17 protein-coding genes and 1 tRNA gene are annotated in these 19109 nt (G+C 44.0%); 14 read left to right on the top strand and 4 right to left on the bottom strand.

Annotated features, from left to right (window positions below; all coding sequences use genetic code 11):
* The first annotated feature begins 67 nt into the window (after nucleotides 1–67).
* A tRNA-Lys gene (locus IXB50_RS08210) sits at nucleotides 68–139 on the top strand.
* A gap of 262 nt (nucleotides 140–401) precedes the next feature.
* Entirely contained in the window at nucleotides 402–1475 is a 1074-nt protein-coding gene (gene fba / locus IXB50_RS08215) for a class II fructose-bisphosphate aldolase (RefSeq protein ID WP_215608470.1), read from the top strand.
* 364 nt (nucleotides 1476–1839) lie between these two features.
* Here the strand turns inward: fba and IXB50_RS08220 are convergent, their stop codons facing one another.
* Complete coding sequence (locus IXB50_RS08220) at nucleotides 1840–2895, bottom strand: class I SAM-dependent methyltransferase (RefSeq protein ID WP_215608471.1); 1056 nt, start codon at nucleotides 2893–2895, stop codon at nucleotides 1840–1842.
* A gap of 274 nt (nucleotides 2896–3169) precedes the next feature.
* Here IXB50_RS08220 and IXB50_RS08225 point away from each other — a divergent pair, with 274 nt between their 5' ends.
* The 12 genes from IXB50_RS08225 to IXB50_RS08280 all read left to right on the top strand — a co-directional run bounded on the left by IXB50_RS08225 (nucleotide 3170) and on the right by IXB50_RS08280 (nucleotide 15901).
* Nucleotides 3170–3394 (top strand): DNA-directed RNA polymerase subunit omega, encoded by a 225-nt coding sequence (locus IXB50_RS08225; RefSeq protein WP_323367970.1) that lies wholly within the window; start codon nucleotides 3170–3172, stop codon nucleotides 3392–3394.
* Between the two features lie 110 nt (nucleotides 3395–3504).
* On the top strand, nucleotides 3505–3912 hold the full coding sequence (locus IXB50_RS08230; RefSeq protein ID WP_215608472.1) for a hypothetical protein: 408 nt from the start codon (nucleotides 3505–3507) through the stop codon (nucleotides 3910–3912).
* On the top strand, nucleotides 3909–4274 hold the full coding sequence (locus IXB50_RS08235; protein WP_215608473.1) for a DUF1818 family protein: 366 nt from the start codon (nucleotides 3909–3911) through the stop codon (nucleotides 4272–4274). Before IXB50_RS08230 ends, IXB50_RS08235 begins: the two co-directional genes overlap by 4 nt.
* 113 nt (nucleotides 4275–4387) lie before the next feature.
* Complete coding sequence (locus tag IXB50_RS08240; RefSeq protein ID WP_215608474.1) at nucleotides 4388–5566, top strand: D-Ala-D-Ala carboxypeptidase family metallohydrolase; 1179 nt, start codon at nucleotides 4388–4390, stop codon at nucleotides 5564–5566.
* 73 nt (nucleotides 5567–5639) lie between these two features.
* Nucleotides 5640–5765: a DUF4058 family protein gene (locus tag IXB50_RS22760; protein WP_407658802.1), complete on the top strand. Its 126-nt coding sequence runs from the start codon at nucleotides 5640–5642 to the stop codon at nucleotides 5763–5765.
* Nucleotides 5766–6411: 646 nt separating this feature from the next.
* Nucleotides 6412–7008, top strand: a complete 597-nt coding sequence (locus tag IXB50_RS08250; protein WP_215608475.1) for a Uma2 family endonuclease — start codon at nucleotides 6412–6414, stop codon at nucleotides 7006–7008.
* 244 nt (nucleotides 7009–7252) lie between these two features.
* Nucleotides 7253–7960: a DUF433 domain-containing protein gene (locus tag IXB50_RS08255; protein WP_215608476.1), complete on the top strand. Its 708-nt coding sequence runs from the start codon at nucleotides 7253–7255 to the stop codon at nucleotides 7958–7960.
* The gene (locus IXB50_RS08260) at nucleotides 7957–8388 is read left to right on the top strand and encodes a PIN-like domain-containing protein (RefSeq protein WP_215608477.1); all 432 of its coding nucleotides are present in this window, start codon (nucleotides 7957–7959) and stop codon (nucleotides 8386–8388) included. Before IXB50_RS08255 ends, IXB50_RS08260 begins: the two co-directional genes overlap by 4 nt.
* Before the next feature lie 52 nt (nucleotides 8389–8440).
* On the top strand, nucleotides 8441–8614 hold the full coding sequence (locus IXB50_RS08265) for a hypothetical protein (RefSeq protein ID WP_246564255.1): 174 nt from the start codon (nucleotides 8441–8443) through the stop codon (nucleotides 8612–8614).
* A gap of 597 nt (nucleotides 8615–9211) precedes the next feature.
* Complete coding sequence (locus IXB50_RS08270) at nucleotides 9212–10717, top strand: hypothetical protein (RefSeq protein WP_215608479.1); 1506 nt, start codon at nucleotides 9212–9214, stop codon at nucleotides 10715–10717.
* 12 nt (nucleotides 10718–10729) lie between these two features.
* The gene (locus IXB50_RS08275) at nucleotides 10730–14191 is read left to right on the top strand and encodes an FHIPEP family type III secretion protein (protein ID WP_215608480.1); all 3462 of its coding nucleotides are present in this window, start codon (nucleotides 10730–10732) and stop codon (nucleotides 14189–14191) included.
* A gap of 12 nt (nucleotides 14192–14203) precedes the next feature.
* Nucleotides 14204–15901, top strand: coding sequence for an FHIPEP family type III secretion protein (locus IXB50_RS08280; RefSeq protein ID WP_215608481.1), 1698 nt, complete (start codon nucleotides 14204–14206; stop codon nucleotides 15899–15901).
* Nucleotides 15902–16095: 194 nt separating this feature from the next.
* On the opposite strand, the gene IXB50_RS08285 is transcribed toward IXB50_RS08280, so the two are convergent.
* The 3 genes from IXB50_RS08285 to IXB50_RS08295 all read right to left on the bottom strand — a co-directional run bounded on the left by IXB50_RS08285 (nucleotide 16096) and on the right by IXB50_RS08295 (nucleotide 19010).
* On the bottom strand, nucleotides 16096–16524 hold the full coding sequence (locus tag IXB50_RS08285) for a hypothetical protein (protein ID WP_215608482.1): 429 nt from the start codon (nucleotides 16522–16524) through the stop codon (nucleotides 16096–16098).
* 271 nt (nucleotides 16525–16795) lie between these two features.
* Entirely contained in the window at nucleotides 16796–18427 is a 1632-nt protein-coding gene (locus IXB50_RS08290; protein WP_215608483.1) for a DNA translocase FtsK, read from the bottom strand.
* Nucleotides 18428–18500: 73 nt separating this feature from the next.
* Complete coding sequence (locus tag IXB50_RS08295; RefSeq protein WP_215608484.1) at nucleotides 18501–19010, bottom strand: hypothetical protein; 510 nt, start codon at nucleotides 19008–19010, stop codon at nucleotides 18501–18503.
* Between the last annotated feature and the right edge of the window lie 99 nt (nucleotides 19011–19109).

Genomic DNA, 19109 nt, shown 5'->3' on the forward strand with positions numbered 1-19109 from the left:
ACCCAAATGGGGGAACCATCTGTTATATTCAATAACTGTGCTTGAGGGATATTCTTTAACTCAACACGGGTTGCTAGCTCAGCGGTAGAGCACTCGGCTTTTAACCGATTGGTCCTGGGTTCGAATCCCAGGCGACCCATATTAATTATTTTTCATCCCTGTAGGGACGCTCCATGGAACGTCCCTACGGTTAATTTTTTCTTTTCCTTGACAAAAGGATGAGCAAAGTTATCTATTCGACAAAGCCATATCATAAATGCTGTTATCCTTAAGGAAATACTCAGGTTTCAGAAACAACTCGTCATAAGTTCGGGGTTGTGACCTAAGATTAATGAGTAGGGATACCTATTCGACCCTTTAATCGAAGCTGCCAAAACGGCAAAAAGTACTAGGAGGATTATATGGCGCTTGTACCTATGCGGCTGCTGCTGGACCATGCCGCTGAAAACGGCTACGGCATTCCCGCTTACAACGTAAACAATATGGAGCAGATCCTGGCAATTATGCAGGCTGCTGATGAGACTAACAGTCCTGTAATTTTGCAGGCTTCCCGCGGTGCCCGTAAGTACGCTGGTGAAAACTTCTTGCGTCACTTGGTTCTGGCGGCTATCGAGACCTATCCTCACATTCCTGTTGTCATGCACCAGGACCATGGAAATAGCCCTGCGACTTGCTACTCTGCAATCCGCAATGGCTTTACTAGCGTCATGATGGACGGCTCCCTTGAAGCTGACGCCAAGACTCCCGCTAGCTTTGAGTACAACGTTAACGTTACCGCTGAGGTGGTTAAAGTTGCTCACTCCATCGGTGCCAGTGTTGAAGGTGAGCTAGGCTGCCTAGGCTCTCTAGAAACGGGTCAAGGTGAAGCTGAAGACGGCCACGGTTTTGAAGGTACTCTCAGCAAGGACCAGCTGCTGACTGACCCCGACGAAGCTGTACAGTTCGTTGAGCAAACTCAGGTTGATGCCCTTGCTGTTGCTATCGGAACTAGCCACGGCGCTTACAAGTTTACCCGTAAGCCCACTGGTGAAATCCTAGCTATCAGCCGGATTGCAGAAATCCATAAGCGTCTGCCCAACACTCACCTGGTAATGCACGGATCTTCCTCCGTTCCCCAGGAGTGGTTGGACATGATCAACGCCCATGGCGGTCAGATTCCTGAGACTTACGGTGTACCCGTTGAAGAAATCCAGAAGGGTATCAAGAGCGGTGTTCGCAAAGTGAACATCGACACTGATAACCGTTTGGCGATCACTGCGGCTATCCGCGAAGCGGCAATGAAGGATCCTTCCAACTTTGATCCTCGCCACTTCCTCAAGCCTTCCATTACTTACATGAAGCAAGTTTGTTCTGACCGCTACCAAGCGTTTGGTACTGCTGGCAACGCTACCAAGATTAAGCAGGTTGGCGTTGATATCTTTGCTGCTAAGTATGAAGCTGGTGAGCTTGACGCTAAGGTTGCTGTTACTGCTTAAGTTTCAGTAGCACTTCGGTTTAGCTGAAAGCGTTAATGCATAAGTAAAAAAGGGTGATGGTTGTGACCATCACCCTTTTCTTATGGGTTGGGAGACATATCGGTTAACCCACCCCGCCTACGGCCTCCCTCCCGAAAGGCTACCGTGTACACACATCTTGGAAGAGAGCGCAAAACCCTGCATTCCCCCCTCAATCCTCCTTCATGAGGGGGAAGAGCCAGTTCTCCCCTGACGTTGGCGAAGCCTGCCCAAAGGGCTTAGAGGGAGTTAGAGGGGATTAGGCAACCGCGAAAGCTAGTTTTCAGTACTTGTGTGTACCCCGTAGCCGTCTGGGAGGGGCTCCGGGGTGGGTTAACCGTTGGCGCTAGTAATCGATCAATACCTTCTTCGCTACCCAATACTTACTCATAAAGTGGTTCGACACGTCCACATGACTAAAGCCCGCAGACTCCAGACGTGCAGTCATATCATCGGTGCTGTAGTGACGATAGTAGGGCTCATGGAAAACGTTAGGAAAATTTTCCATCATCGGTTCAAACTCAGGGGTATCTAGCTTTTGAATGGAGTCGCAAATGATAAACACACCGCCAGATTTGGTCACTCGATAGCACTCATTGATCACCGCTTGACGCACGTCTGCAGGCAACTCATGGAATAAAAAGACACTGACCGTAGCCTCAAAGTAACCGTCTAAGTAAGGTAAAGCTTCAGCATTCGTTCGAATAAGTTGAGGCAGAGTACCTGGCTCTTTGCTAAGCAGCTCATTGGCTTTGCGCAAATAGGTAGGAGATAAATCAACACCATGTAGGGACGTCTGGGGCAGAGCATCTCGAATCATCTTGAGGGTACGTCCAGTACCACAAGCCACATCCAGCACTTTTGGCATCCCCGGCAAATTATCAATATGACGTTTGAGAGGAGCCAGAATGCGACGACGCATGGGATCCGCCGAGCCATTAAACAAAAGCTCTACCTGCAGGTCGTAGAGATGGGCCGACATTTCCCCCAGATAGCCATCCGTTTGATGGTGAAAGTTTTGCAAATAGTAGTCAGGATAGCCCTCAGTGCTGATATCAGTATCAAAATCCTGATATTGCTTATTTTTTGAACGGTCCCACACACTTGGAGTATCCAGTACCACTACCGGGTAATACTTCAAAAAGTCATCCCAGGGATTATCAAAGAGCAAACTTTTGGGATACACCCCAGCGACCGCATCTTGCCAGTCAGTTTCAGTCAACTCGTCCAGTCGTTGTTTCAAAATAGCAAGAGTGGACGCTGGCATTTCAGACTTGCTGCCTGGATTAACTGGAGACACCACTTCGCGGAGTCGACCCATTAGAGTCTTGTGGGTATAGCCAAAAGCCTGTTTACCTTGTTGAAAAGTTTGATAAGCAAGTTTTGTCAATGTATCTGGCATAGCTCTGAGCAAACAACAGGGTAATGATTAGGGTTCTATTGATTGGAAAAGTTCTGATCAGAACTGTAGGTCAGCAAAATGAATTAGGCACTGACAAATACAAAATGCAAATACAGCATTCGATTTAGAACTGGCCAAAGAATATTCACATATTAATCATTGTAAAAGTTTATGAAAAAGAACGGGAGTATAAAGAGCAACCTCAATGTCCTGATTAGAGGAAAGCTGCGCTAGGATGGACGGGTTGTATGACCCATCCATAGAGGATTACTTGATGAAGCGTCTGTCCATTGATACCACCCAAATGATGCGTCGCACGGAGGACTTGATCAGTGCGGCATCCAATCGCTATCGCATCACTGTTCAGGTGGCAAATCGGGCGCAGCGTCGTCGTTTTGAAGAATTTGACAACATCGATGAGTCCCGCATGAAGCCTGTACTGCGTGCCATTGTCGAAATGTCCGATGAGCTGACTCAGCCTGAGATTATTGGCGAATAAACACCTTAAAATAGGCGAAACTGATCTGCTAATGCACCGATAGACCAGTTTCGCTTGGTATATACAACTACAGGTATTTTTAATTACTAATCGCGTTAACGCTCAGCGGCATGGGTAAGCAGCTTAAGTTTTGGTTTTTAGCCACCTTGACCACCCTAATGGTTTTGGCTGGCAGCATTCTACAAATGGGTGAGCCCTTAATGGCTACTCAGACATTTTCTGATATTGCGATCGCAGATCAGCTCTATATTCAATATCCAGACATTCCTAGAGCCCCAGAGGCAAACACTACCCTATTAAGCCGGTTTATCGACTATCATCTCAATACTCAAGCACGACCTGCCCATTATCACCTTGATTGGGAACTGTCCATGGCTGATTATCTCGATGCCGCTTACGGTAATCGAGCGCAGCAATCTTCTACGGTCGCTTACACCGATAAGCAAACTATGAAGGACTTGAGTCGTCAGCAGCGCCATGATCTGGTACGGAGCTTGGAGCAGCGTTTTGCCCAATGATGGCAATGCTCAAAGAGGGTGCTGGGTGGCGATTGGGCTGGGACGATCAGCGTGATAAGTTCAAAGCCTTAGTCGGTGGTGAATATTGGGCGCTAGAGCTCACCCAATCAGAATTTGAAGATTTTCGTCGTCTTGCTCGGCAACTGGCAGAAACGATGGCAGCAATGGCAACTGAGCTGATGCCTGATGAAGGCATCACCTGCGAACAGGAAACTCAGCATTTGTGGATGGAAGCTGAGGGGTTTCACAACAGCTATAGTCTGCGATTTATTTTGCTTAATGGTCGCGGCGGGGAAGGCACATGGCCAGCAGCTATTGTGCCTGAAGTACTGCATAGTTTAGACCGTATCAACGTATTCTGATAAGTGAGCTTGCTTGGTGATTTACACTGGGCAGATAGAAGGGAATCTTCGTAGTAACAGCCACTCATTACAAGGGCTGGCTGTGTATCTGGTAATCAGGATGCAGAAACATCATGAAAAAACTCAAAGTTGTTAGTGATACGCAATTTAAGCAACGTCCTGAGTTATCAAATAATCTATCCAGGCAAGAAAAGGTATTTGTTCCGAATGGGACAGGGTTTGATCTGACGACATCTGATGTGGTTAGGGGTGGTCATCTCAAAGTCACACTCACTAAGCCTTTAGGCCCCGCTCAGCAAACTGTCTGGTATGTCTATAAACCTGATGTCAGGGTCTATGACACAAATATCAAACTCACGATTGTCAGCGATACCTTATTTAAGCAGCGGCCAGTTTTATCTACCCAGCTGAGCGAACGGGAAAAGTTTTTTGTTCCGAATGGTACTGAATATTATCTGCAGTCCTATCTACCAGCAGAAGGTCAGCATGTGAGGATTGCGATCGCAAATGCATTCCTAGGTCCAGAAAATCGTACCACCTGGTATGCCTACAAACCTGACATCCGGATCGTGGGCGACACCATCACCCTAACTGTCACCAGCGATACCCTCTTTAAAACATCACCTCAGTTGTCATCCAAACTGAGCAATAGCGACAAAGTCTTTGTCAAAAATACGACCGAACTAGAGCTAATTAGTCACGAACTGGCTCCATCTAACCATGTCAAACTAGAGCTAGCCGAACCGAGCTTTAATAACCGCTCTGAGTTGATTTGGTATGCCTATAAGCCTGACATTCAGATTGAGGGCAACGAAAAGGAGAACCAGCCAAAAAATGAAACTCCTCGACCAAAGCCCAGTGGTCCTTACGTCAAACTGCCAGGATTTCAAGGCAATTTCTATCTATCCAATCCAATCATTCCCGGTGGTAACTTTACCTGGGGAGAAGCCACCCATGGCGGTAGCCGGATTCCGGTCAATCGTAATGTGGTCTACGGTATTATTCGCATCGCCCGTGTTATGGAAGAAGTGCGCGATCGTCTGGGGGGACGCCCCATTACCATCAACTCCTGGTATCGCGACCCAGTCACCAATCGTCGTGTTGGCGGGGCTAGCCGCTCCCGCCACTTAAATGGTGATGCTGTTGATTTTGTAGCTCCTGGTTTGCATCCTTATGATGTCTATGATCGTCTCAATCGCTGGTGGGGATCTAAGGGGGGATTAGCAAGTGCTACCGTATTTACCCATATTGATGCTCGAGGATACTATGCTCGTTGGAGTTATGGTTTTTAGATGTTGTCCATGTAGATCGCTACGCTCATGAAAGCACTCCACGCTAGACAAATTTGCCATACTAAAATCACTGATACATCACGAACGGGCTAGCTACGATTTACGCATTGACTACTCACAACCTTTGCCACCGCCCAGTTTCTCAGAAGCTGATCAAGCTTGGATCGCTTCATTGTTCCAGTCCATCACAAAAGTCTAACGCCGGGTCTTCTGTGATGGCCTCGGCCTTAGTTTGGGCGATGCGTCGGTTTATTTCGCTATCGATCAGCCCCACTGCCAAAGCATAGCATTTGCCTCAATGGCTCCGGCGAAGCCTGAGTCATTGACGAGCTGATTCGATTTTGCCGGTACCTTTCGGAGTTCTTGGCATAGAAATCGTCTACCAATTTGCTACCGTATTTTGTCAGCTTCTGACGGACAAATGACCATTTCAGACGATGGCATACCCACGGCATACTCAACTGCTGGCCATGGGTTTAAAACACGAAAACCTCTGATATCAGAGGTTTTCATCAATCGGAGCGGCGGGATTTGAACCCACGCCCCCTACTACCCCAAGGCCATATTCGATAGAGCTGTAACCCTTGATGTGAAAAGCCTGCACAAGACTATGAAAAAGCATCATACCCAAATTGTACCTATTTTGGGCCAAAATTGCTCCGATTAAGTTTACAGTCCTTGGGTAGTTTTTGGGCGATGACGGCACCTACTCATGTGTAGTAGGGGTCATGATTGCTGCCGTATGATGGCGGCTATAAAATAGATGTACCTATTCGATGCTCGACGACGGCGACGGATGGCGACGGTTCAAATGGAGTTAGGGCTTGATCCTGAAGGTAAATCCTATGCCTACTAAAGCTACTAAATCTAGGATGATGACCTTTGAAGACTATCTGACCTATGACGATGGGACGGATAGTCGTTACGAGTGGATTGATGGAGTGCTGGTGGAAATGCCAACGGAATCTGAACTGAATGCATGGATTTCGTTTGCGCTCCAGCTCTATTTCATTAATGCAGGTCTGATTAAGCCTCGGCTTACCCATCGTTATAGTTGTGAGCTGGAGGTACCTGTCCTTAAGCCAAAGCAGGCTCGTAATCGGTTTCCTGATCTAATCATTCTGCGACCAGAGCATATTGAGCTGACCCAGAAGCGGTTGACGATTCGGTTGGATATGCCGCCGCCAGTTCTGGTTGTGGAGGTGGTTAGTCCAGGAAAGGTCAATCGAGATCGCGACTACGAGGAAAAGCGTGATCAGTATGAGGCGCGGGAGATCCCAGAATATTGGCTGATAGACCCAGAGCAGCAAGTTATGATGGTGCTGACTTTAAAGGATGGTTCGTATCAGGAAGCTATTTTGAGCGGTAGCGATCGCATCGCTTCTTCTACATTTCCAGATTTTGCCCTGACTGTTGAACAGGTCTTGAACCCACCTGAGTAAGCCATCAGTGCCTTGGGACTTTGCAGGGATGTCAAGAATTACTGCCATATTCCGTCAGCAAAGCCACTGCTAATATTGGCGATGTCTTTAGCCGAGTATATTAATTAGGGAACATTCGTATTAGTCTTGATTTGGCGATCGTTGCCATGGCGGAACAGCTTGCATTTAGGTGAAGCCGCTAAGGTGTGTGGTAGTCGATATATAAGATGTCGTGTAAATTTCAGGTAGATTTAGCTCCAGGTTTATGACCTTTACCTATGGCCAGGTAGATATCCGCAACGTGGCAACTTATACAGTTGCTGATGCAGCCCGCTACCTAACAATTCCAAGAAGGACGCTAGGGTCATGGCTACATGGACGGGCATATCCAACGGCTGGTGGCACGAAGTATTTTGAACCGTTGATCTCTTTGCCAGATCTTGATAGTTCACAGCTTTCGTTTACTAACCTGGTGGAAGCTCACGTTTTAAGGGTGATTCGTCAGGATCATAAAGTACGTCTGGATAAAGTACGTACCGCTCTGGATTATGTGGAGCAAAAGTTTGGGGTACCTCATCCCCTGGCCCGTGTCCAATTTCAGACTGATGGTGTGGATCTGTTTGTTGAGTCGGTCGGTAAGTTGATTAATGCTTCCAGGGATGGGCAACTGGCGATGCAAAAGACCCTACAGCATTTGCTGGAGCGGATTGAGTGGGACGAGGAAGGGTTGGCACAGCGACTATTTCCGTTGATCCAGGTACAGAAGGCTGATGCGCCTCGGGTGCTGGTTATTGATCCGCGTATTTCGTTTGGTCGGCCTGTGGTTATCAATACAGGCATTCCTGCTGATGTGATTATTGACCGCTTCAGGGCTGGTGAAGATATGGAATCCCTGGCGGATGATTATGGATTTAGCCGTCAGCAACTGGAGGAAGTGCTGCGCTACGAATTAACGTTGTCTAAGGCGGCGTGAGTAAAAAGAATAAGCCGGTTTTCTTTGTTGATCGGGCTTTGGGTAGAAGGTCCGTTGCAGAAGCTCTGCGTAAGGCTGGGGCAACTGTGGAAATCCATGACGATCATTTTCCTCCCGAGGCTTTGGATGTTGAATGGCTACCCGTCGTTGGGAAACATGGATGGCTTATTTTGACCAAAGATGATGCCATTGGTCGTAGGGTGTTGGAGCAAATGGCAGTGGCGGCTTCTGGTGCACGAGTTTTTGTGCTTTACTCGGCTAATTTGACAGGGCCAGAAATGGCAGATATTTTTGTGGCGGCATTGTCTAGCATGCAACGGTTTTCTCAGGGTAATTCTCAGCCATTCATTGCCAAGGTTTATAAGCGAGGGCTTGTTCGGGGATGGCAATCGAGAACTCAATTACTGAAGTTGCTGAAATCTCGCTAGAGTTTGAGCAGAAAGTTGTCACTATGAGGAAAAGTTTGATTCAGTATGAGTCGTGGGAGATCTCAGAATACTGGCTGATCGACTCGAAGCAGCAAGTCGTAATTGTGCTGACCTTAAAGGATGGGTCGTATCAGGAAGCTATTTTAGCGGTAGCGATCGCATTGTTTCCCTTACATTTCCAGATTTTGCCCTTACTGCTGAGCAGGTTTTGAACCCACCAGACTAGGTCAATGGGATGTGCCTATTTTGAATACATGGACCAGCCTCAAGAGCAACTAAAAGCAGAGCGACTCACTAAACTAAAAATGATCTTTAAGGGAACATTTTGTCAGCAGATTGGCAGACAATTGCTCAAGCTGTAGCTGCACAGGTACAGCACTAGATAATGGATTTGATGATGGCTTAGTGACTGGAAAATCGCATCCTAAGCCTAACACTATAGAGCTTTTGAACCAGGTCGTTTTTCACAAGAGAGCTGAAGAGGCAAGTCGAAACTGATTATTGCTGGCAAACGTTTTGACGCTACTAGAGTGTCTAGGGTGTCCAGTGGAATTTCACTTAAGGGTACTAATAGAGTTTCAACTTAAGGATAGATAAGCTTCTTTAAAGAGGGATAACCAAATTGCACCTGAACTTGACGAAGGCTGTTCAAATAAAGTCAACGGTTCTTTTGAGCAGTCCATCTTTGATTTTATACTTAAGATTCTAAAGTAATTGAAACATTTGTGTATTGTGAGTCATGTAGGGTTTTAAAAAAACTATCTGTAGTATGTTATTTGAATAAATATTACCTGTAGCACTAAGGCAGCAATAATTATTCAGCATGCGAATAAATGGAGGCTTGGTCGTCAAAAGCTTTGGGAGAATAGCATTTCTAGTTTCATCTAAAGAACGATATGCCTTAAGTCGTTGTATCACAAATGTTTTCGCCGGGGGGGGCATATGCATAGCAGCATTTGTATTAGGCAGTAGTACCCGCGCGTATGCTAACGGTTTTTATTCGGTTAGCGACATCAGGCATAATCACTCGCCAACAATATTTGTTCAGGGAAATACTGCAGACAGCAATGAGCAATCTGCAGATACTTCCCAAGATGGTCAGTCTGAAAATAATTCCCAAGGAGATTCATCGAGTAAACCTTGGTCATCTATTTTAAGGGATCTTGTTATTACTGGGGGCATACTAACTTTCTTAGTTAAATGGCCCTTTGAACAATGGGGTTTACGCAGAGAAGCAAGGCGTAAATTTTCTCAAACTGTAACAGACCACATTTCCACACTTGCGAGTGAGCATTATTGGTCTCTGGCAAATTATGCTGGTGTATTAGCAGGTTTGCTTGAAGAGTATATCGAACAATATTCTTATCACCTAATTTTAATATGGGAGAACCAAGATGATTTAAGGGAGAAATTAGACGAAATTGCTTATGAAAAAATGAAGACATGTTTTCCTTATTTTTGTCATCTAATCGGATTATTCTACGAATTTCAGTTTAAGGAAGGCAATACTTATCTTCTAACAGATCATCAGGCAGGAAAAATCTGCCACCAATTATACAACTCTTTTTTACAGAGTTTTAATAATGATGAGAGGTTATTAGAAAAGTTCGCTGATTTTTATGCTCTCGAAATACACATCGATAGCTTAAATAGTAAAACAGATAATTCTGACCAGCGGAGTAAGACTCCAGACAATAACACATCTAATAAAGAGATATCTCAAGAGAAAAAAATCAAGAAAATATATGAGATTTTCCCCGTTGATTTAACCGAAGACATCATTAAACGACACTCAGAGTTAGATCAAGGAAGACAGCTTTGGCATCAATGGTTGCGATATGAACTTGAAAACGTCATTCAAGCAGCAGATGCTTTACGCGCTTACAATGAACTCTTAAACCACGAATTAGCAAATCTTTATCGTGATTGGTTCAACAAAAACTGGTTTAGCGAAACCATTACTTTTGGATGGTGGGCTCATCTTACCAAAAGTACTTTTGGAGAATGGCCTAACGTTATTACAGAGCAATCAGAAATTACCATCCAGCAAGTGAGCCTACAACCAGTATTGCTATCTCCTCTGGGGGCAGCGGTTTCGACAAATCTTCAAGAGCAAGCTTCTCTTGAAGCTGAAAGTGATTCAAAAAGTTCTATTGAAAGTGATTCAAAAGGCTCTACTGGAAGTGATTTAGAGAGTTCTACTGAAAGTGATCGGTTTCTAGTAGACGATAAACAAAACATTAGATCTCTGCTTAACCAGATATCTAATATCCTCGAAATAACTAAGAGTCAACAAAAAGATAATGAAGATTTGAAGAAGGAGGACTAATTGCTGAATACAATGAACTTTTTCCTTAATCATTCATCCTCACAGAGCTTTTGGGAGAATCAGCCGCTTAAGCGAGAATGTGAGAAGCTTTATAAAAAGCTCAATCTTTCCAAAGAAGAAACATCTCAACTGAAAAATTATCTTTCAAAAGCACCTCAAGAGAAGGAACTCATGCAAACGAGGGATATATCTCCAAAGGATGATCAATTCCATCGTAACCTTATGTCATCTCTGCTTAAGCTGGTGTTAACTGTTGCTGAACCAGGCGTTTGCTTTAGCGAGAAAAAAACAAATGAAATTCAGCAGGCATTTTCAAAAGCATACACAAATAACGAGTACACTGAGCGTTTTCGATATATTCCAGACACCTTAAGAGCTAATAATCTAGTTGTTGTGAAATCTTCAAAGGGGAATCAAAAACTAGCACTTTATTACTACTTAAAATCCATTACAGAGACTAATATTTCACGCAACAGGGCAAAAGCCAAGATTTCACGCAATAGGCTTTCTCAGCAGAAAGATAAGGCTAAGAAACAACGTAATTTTGCTTACTATACGACAGTACTTTCACTGTTATATACTCATTTAGCTCGAGTTTTAGAAAACCTTGAATTCAAAGAAGAGATCGTAGAATCAGCCTTTAATGCAGCTTATGAGCTTCAATCAAAGCTTAGTTTAGAACACATCCTTTCTACAAAAGCTGGCTATTATCTGCGCACAAGTAATTGGGAAAAAGCCGAAGATACCTTTAGAGAGATTTTTTCTCATAATTCTACAGAAAAAGGCTTAAATATCCTGAGAATTGGTCTACTTAAGCTCTGGAGTGAACAGACTTTACCATCCTCAGTGATTAGCAATCAATATGACACTGACATCATAATTCAAAATCTGAGGCGACATATTTCTGATGATGCTGAGGGATGGGAATATGACTTAATTTTGTGCCTCTCTGATGGGGATAAAAATTTTATTGAAGAAAAAAAATCTTTGGTGATCGTAGATGAAATAACAGTTGGCGACGAAAATAATTCTTCTCGCATTCGAGTTTTTGATAGATCTGGCAGCCAAGTTGTTGACAAGAAAATTCAGGAGAAGTTAATTAACAAGGAAATTCATATAGAAGCAGAGAAATGGAAGGGAAATAAAGTAACCGATCGTCGCACAAAAACTAAACTCTTAGCGAAGATTAGCTTGAATTTGGCAAGCCTTGACTTGAATTCGAGAGAACTATATCTTCAGCGCTGGGAGTTTGCCGGATGGGGTGGAAGTCTTCGCTGTAATTTAGCAGAATTGTTGAAGTCAAACGGACAGTATTCAGAAGCAATAGAAGAATTTCAAGCCGCATCAGATAACTATGATTGGGTAGATGATTATTGGAGTGCTAGTTATCTGTTAGAGCTAAAAGCTGAGCTCTATGTAAAAATCCATAATGACGATAAGGCTAAAGAAGCATATGAAGATGCTTTAGAGAAGATCGAGCTACTGCCTGAAATCATAAGTCCAGACATTCAAGAGGACTCTCTTTCTCAAAGGGACTTTCGCACAGCACGCTTAAAAACGTGCCATGGTATACTTTCCCTAAAGCTTGGCAAATGGAAAGAAAAAGAGAATGGTCTAAGTGAAAGTTATAAATTATTGTCAAAAACGGGAGAGTCTAATCCCTTTGACAGAATACTTAGAGATGCGGAACCGTTACTTGATCGATATGATTTATTGGTAACTTTGAAAATTTATCTTCACAACAAGCTTAGAAAAACTCAGGACTTAAAAGAAAAGGAAAACTTGACTCTAGCGCTACAAACATTATTCGATACGTCTCCACGATTGATTGCTAAAGATGATCTCCAATTAGGGCAACCACTAAACAAAAAATATCCCTTTATACCTCTCCTTATTAAGATTGATGCCAAGACTTTTGAGCAAGCAGATGGCTCAGATAAAACAATTGCTCAATTATTGCATACTTTACATCAAAAAATAGAGCAACGATTTGGAGTGAAACTCCCAATAATACGCTGGCAACTGATTGAAAATGGCTATCCTGCAGGTGCCTACGCTATTATGATTCATGAGGTTCGTAAAGAAAGTGGATTTATTCATTATCCCAAAGGTGGAGTGGTATTTGCTAGTAGAGAAAACCTCACTAGACTTAAGATCGATGAGAGTAATTCTATAAATGATAACTGGATCAAAAATGCATTCTGGGTAAATGAAAAAAACTTTGAGCTAGCTCGCAAGAATAATCTTGAAGTATGGAAGCCTCTTAAATTTATGATTCAACATGTTGAGGCCGTTCTCTCAAGTCAACTTACTAAGTTTATAGGCCATCAGGAAGTGCAAGATTATCTGAAACAGGCCCAACTTCCTGTAAAAGATCAAGAAGTACAAGACTATCTGGAACAGGCCAGAATTCCTTTGGAGAGAGATATTGTGGGCTTCAATGAACACGAGCCTTACAGTTATATAGATTTGCTAGCAAGAGTTGTGCGTGGGTTAGTGGCTGAGAGAGTTCCTATTGGGTGCTACAACCTAAAGGTGTTAGTCTTGAAGGATCTCTCTGCTTTGCCAAAAGAAGGAAAAGCTTTAATAATTGTTGCAAAAATCCAGAACTCCTATTTCCTGCGCATTTTTGATAGGCATGGGCATATGTATATTAGCCAGAAGTTCTTCCCTGACAAGCTGCTTATTAAGCAGCTAGAAGCATTACCAAAAGAGTATGACCTAAATTTGATGTCCCTTGGAAGTATTAATGATCTTCCATCAGAGGGAAATGGCTTGGTAATTGTAGCTAAAATTGAAAATTTCTATCATGTTCGTATTTTCGATAGAACTAGCAAAATAATCCTTGATAAAGGAAAAAATGAATTTCTACCTGATAAATTACTTATTCAAGAAATAGATACAGCCCTGCAGCAAGACTCAGTTGATGCCCAAACAAGAAACAGTCTCATACATAAGATTACATCAACCTTAGATTATACCTATCCTCAAAAAATTGCTAGTAATATAGCAGAATCTGAAATTATACAAAAAATCATATTAGCAGAAAATGTTGCTGTTGATGACTTTAGATTGATTTATCAAATATTTATCCGATTGTGGCGAGAAGGAAAGACAGTTAATGAAATAATTCAAAAAATTCGACTAGACTCTCAAATTCGAAAGTATTTGTGGGGTAACGATCAGGAATATAATTTCTTGGATCTAAGAGATGACTTGATTGAGAGCTTGGAAAGCGAAAAGATAACCCCTGAGGGGAATATCGTAGCCGTCAATCCAACAGATTTTCTTGACGAGGTTCGAAAAAAAATAGATGAACACAAGAAATATGCGCTTGTTGTTTCGGGACAGAAACATCGAGCGCTAGTTCGAGGAGTCTTGGACCTGGAGTTCCCTTGTATTCCAGTGCTGAGCACTGCCGAAAAGATGAATTCCTCTCCAGAAAATCAGACTCTAAATAATCTTGGTGCTTAAGAGATAAAGGGTATGGAAGCATTTGAGGGTCCGGCAAAAACAGTTAAAAAACCGAAATTCCATGTTGAGTTCTGCCTTGGCGAAAGTTCTCTGTCAAGTATGCAGCAAGAGGAGGTTAAGCAATATCTTAGGAGGCTTCTTGGTGATCTAGGAATTCAAGTATCTTTGGAAATAGTGTTCACATCATCAGACAATCTCCTTGAAAATCATATCTCCCCTGGCATCATAGTCAATGGGATAAAGGGGAGAATCCCTTCTAAGAACTGGTTCAAGGGATCTGAAATAAACAATTTGATTTCTAGGCTATGTGAAGCGATATTTCTCAATCGGATCTTACTGGTTACTGATGAATATGCTGATCATCTGTACTGCAAGTGGTTTCTCGATAATGCAAATTCGCAGTTAGGAGCCAGCATAAATAAAAAGCAGCTTAAAAAGCTTCTTGAACGCTGTACACAGCTTGGCCTTAATATGGATATTGCTAAGCGTGTAGCAGAACAATGGGCCTTGTATATAGAAGACATTGACGGTGAGGATGCTGAAAATATCGAAGACGACAGATATATCCTTGAATCACTCCTAGCTGCTGAGACACCGCACCAAATCACTGTCGATGTTTCTAGTAAACTCTACGAAACGGTGTTTTTATCATTAAACTTTCAACTCAAGACTAACTCAAGTTTGGATGACAAAATTTTACTAATGCGAGAAACACTATTTTATGAGTTAGGTATTCAGTTTCCGACAGTAAAATTTCGGCTCTCAACAGATCTCCCAAATCATTATTTTCAGATCTGGTTGCACCAAATCAGAGGACCACTCCGGGAAGGACTAGCACCAGATGAGGTCTTCGTGAATATTCCCCACGAGCAACTCAAACTACTCAAAATAAAAGGACGAGAGGCAATTAACCCAAATGATGGTAGCAAATCTATTATAATATCGACGACTGATGCCGAAAAGCTCAAGGAATTGATATTTACCAGATGGAACACTGAAGAACATTTATTTCTCACATTAGCTGCTGAGCTTCGTACACAAGCTTCAGAGTACCTTTCTATAGCCAAAGTTGAAACCATTCTTTCTAGCCTAAATCGGTCTTATCCTGCATTAGTTTTCAAGGTCCTAGAGCGATTTTCGCTTTGCACCATTATCGACGTCTTGCAAAATCTAGTAAAGGAGAAAGTATCAATCCGAAATATGTGGACAATTCTTGAGACATTATTGGAAGTTCAAAGCATTGCTAAGGAGGATTTTGAAAAAAAAATTCCAATTTCCCTTCTACAGGCACGTATTTGCCCTGCTGTCGGAACTGATACAAAGCTCTTCTCTGCGAAAAACTGTAGTGAAGCCTGTCGAATCACACTCGGGTCTAGTATTACATTTGCAGTTACAAGAGGTACTAAGGCAATTTCAGTGTGGCTTCTCTCTAAAGATATCGAACATCGAGTTCAATATTCAAATCAAGCACCCATGGAAGAGCAAGAAAAGATTGCATTGTTGACAGAGATAGACAATCAGGTTTCTTCCTTTTACCAATCCACTGCCACAACGCTGCCAGTGATTTTGACTAAAATGTCTGTACGTCTTTTACTAAGGGAGATCATTGCGCTTGAGTTCCCCTATATCAACGTGCTGAGTTATAACGAGCTAGACCCCGGAGTTAATATCAAACCTGTTGCGTGCATCAAATGGGAAAATCATTTTTGATTAGTATTTTCTATGATTTACAACAATCTGACGTATGAAATAATCTGATTTTTCGAAAAATATAATATTGCCTTTAACATCAAATTATTATGGCTCTATGCTGAGCCCAAAAAATCTTACTATCTAAAAGAATTATCCTGTCTCTAGTAGACAAGCCTATACTAGGCTTTGGGTTGTCTCTCTTTTTGGTATTTCTATGAATATGGTGAACTTTGATGCAGAGCAGTGAAAAGAATCTTCAAAGTGTTGAAATCTCCATCGATCGTTAGGCTATTCCTATCAGGAACACTGCCTTTGAATGTTCCCTCAAGAGTATCGAAATCAGAACTCCAGGTCATAGTTGGCTTTCCAGCATACAGTCCTTTGATAGCTTCCCCACCCGTGTCATCGACTTTCACAAACCAACTTTCAGATTGCATATCTTCAATATAAAACTGAATCACAAACGGATTTTGTACTCCTACTGTTTTCCAGTAATCCTCCGCAAGTCTGAATAAGGTGTTGATTCCTTCTATTCGCTCGTCGGAGCTAAGCTCTTCCTCTTGATCTAAGTACTTTCGTTGATTTTTATTCAAATTGTTGCGCAGTTCTTTTACATCTGTTGCTACTTGCCAAGGTTTCATTTTATGGTTAAAGCTTCATCGTATATTCAGTTTTACCACACCTTCTCACCCAGCTTTAGAATCAGGAGATTACACAGGCTTAAGAAAAATGGAAGAGTGTCAGGCTAAAAACATTGGATATAGCTATGACAGCTCAATTTTCTTCATTATCTACGCCAAATGTAAGGTGATTGACCGCCTAAAAGAGACCATCTCCCATAAAAGGACTGAAGATTATCGCCCCCAAACATTATATGGAGATTCTAAAAGAAATTTACAAAAGTCAACTTTGTCAATTGTCATTGTCCGGATTTGACAGGCTGATCAGGGTGCTCTTGCCCTCTTTTGACAATTCCACTTTTCCCTGATTTTCAAGCTGTTGCACTAGTTCTCCAACTTCTTCTGCATTAAAGCGTTGAGCTAGCGCATTTCGCTGAATCTCTCGCTGTGTGGTCTGTCCACCCTGCTCAGTTAGATAATTGACAATTGCTGACAATGGGTCGTCAGCCTTTTCAGAGGCTCCCTTCTGGTGTACAGCTGCCAATCCCCAAGGCCTTGTAGGTTCTACCGAATCGACATATTTGTCAGAGAACCGATCAATCAGCATCTGGTTCACATGTAACGTTTGCAACCGTTCTGTTTCCGTCGTTGCTAGAAAGCAATCTCCCTTACCTAGAAGGTTTACCGCTGAGCCATCGTCATTGCCAAAAATCATGCGACTGTCTGCGTCTGTTTTAGTACGTAATGCGATCCGTCCTGGTAGGTTGGAGCGGATTAGTGGGGTGAGGACTGACGCTTCGGGTCTTTGGGTGGCCACGATGAGGTGGATGCCGGTGGAGCGAGCTTTCTGGGCAATCCGTACCATGGCTGTTTCTAACCGCTTGCTGGTGGGTAGTTCTGCTTCCTCCTTTGAGGTTTTGGCAGGTAGTACGCATATGCAATCTGCCAGCTCATCAAATACGGCGAGCAAACGTGGCATGGGTTTAGCTGGATGCTTTTGGTTGTACACATCGATATCTTTGCATCGGGCAGTGGCCAGCACCCGATCGCGGTGGTCCATTACCTGGCATAGATGCTCCAGGGCATAGACTGCCTCGGTGGCTTCTGACACTACTGGCCCATAGAGCCAGGGAATATTCTGAAAGTCAGGAAACTCAGAGCGTTTGATGCTGATCAGTAGCACTTTGGCCAGTTCCGGGGAATAGCGCCAGAATAGGCTGTAGAGCATGGCCCTAATGACGCCGGATTTGCCGCCGCCTGTGTTGCCACCCACAAGCAAATGGCAACTGTTGGCATCGGAGATATCGACTTCTCGTAGGGTGCCATCTAAACCTACGCCTAAGGCCAGGGTGATTTTGGAGGGGGGCGACGATCGCAACTCTGACTGTACATAATCCTCAAATAGGACAAACTGCCGATCTGGACGCGGTACGTCAAGGGCTACACAGCCTGACTGGGCGGAAATAATTGGCACGGCGTCTAACCCCAGGTGGACTTTCAGGTCAGTGGCCAGCGCAGAGATGGCCGATACCTTTACTCCCAAGCGTGGCTTAAGTTGGTATCGGGTAAAGGTTGGTCCTGGTACTTCCCCCAGATAATCCACCTGCACCCGAAAGGCTTTGAGCACTGAGACGATCTGACCGCCCATGCCCTCGGGTAACGGTTCTGCTTGAGAAGCCTCAGGTTCGGCTTCTTGATTGGGTTCATAGGCAGGTAGGTTGAAGGCTTCCTCTGCCATCAGGACGTTCCAACCGGTTTCAAATTCCTGGCGATTGCTTACGACACCCAAGGCCATCGCTACCTGAATCAGGTCCTGCCAGATCTGCTGCCCGGAGACGTCCTGAAATTCGTGGGGATACTCTTGGGTGTATTGGTTTGCGATCGCACAAAACTGCTTGAATCGTTGGAACTGTGCGGGGGACATGGTGACTTCCTCTAAACATGGCAAAGGGCGACTACCCGGAAGCAGTCGCCTGATCATGGGAGTAGGGGTTGCCCTACACCAGTGAGCCGGTGATCAGCCAGTGCAGGCCGACTGCGCCAAAGGCACCCAGGGCAAAGCGGGTACACCAGGCGACTTTGCCATTGCCATCGCGGAAGAGATCGTTAAAGATCCACCAGGCGGTGGCCACCAGAGGTACCAGTAAGCCGGTCTTCCACATGGGGAAATAGTTGAGATTCTCTAGCAGAAGAGCGACCCAAAGGGTAAAGCTGGCCGTGGTTAGGGGCTTGGGATTAGGCCATTCGGAACAGAATTTGAGTAAAGTTGCAATAGCAACAGTCCAGCCGAAAAACACGAGATGGTCCATCCCTGGTACCAGGCGTGGGGCTAGGAAAAGTCCGGCAGTGGCAAGGAGACCGGCAAAGCCTACTGCTGCCAGTAGTTCATCTCCAGAGGATTTGCCCAGGCTAAAGTTTTTGATGCCCGGCATTGGGGTTGACGTTCCGGCACCCTGGACTGGCGGTTGCATGGTGGAGATTAGTCGCTTTAGTTCATTAAAACTCATGGTGTTAGTCCCCCTCGGTGATCTATCCATTAGGCAGAAGTCGGTGAAACGCCTATGGTTGCTAACGTTTGGCAGCCAGTTGCGCACCTTCGAGTAAGT

The organism is Leptothoe spongobia TAU-MAC 1115 (assembly GCF_018739885.1).
Taxonomy (GTDB): domain Bacteria; phylum Cyanobacteriota; class Cyanobacteriia; order Phormidesmidales; family Phormidesmidaceae; genus Leptothoe; species Leptothoe spongobia.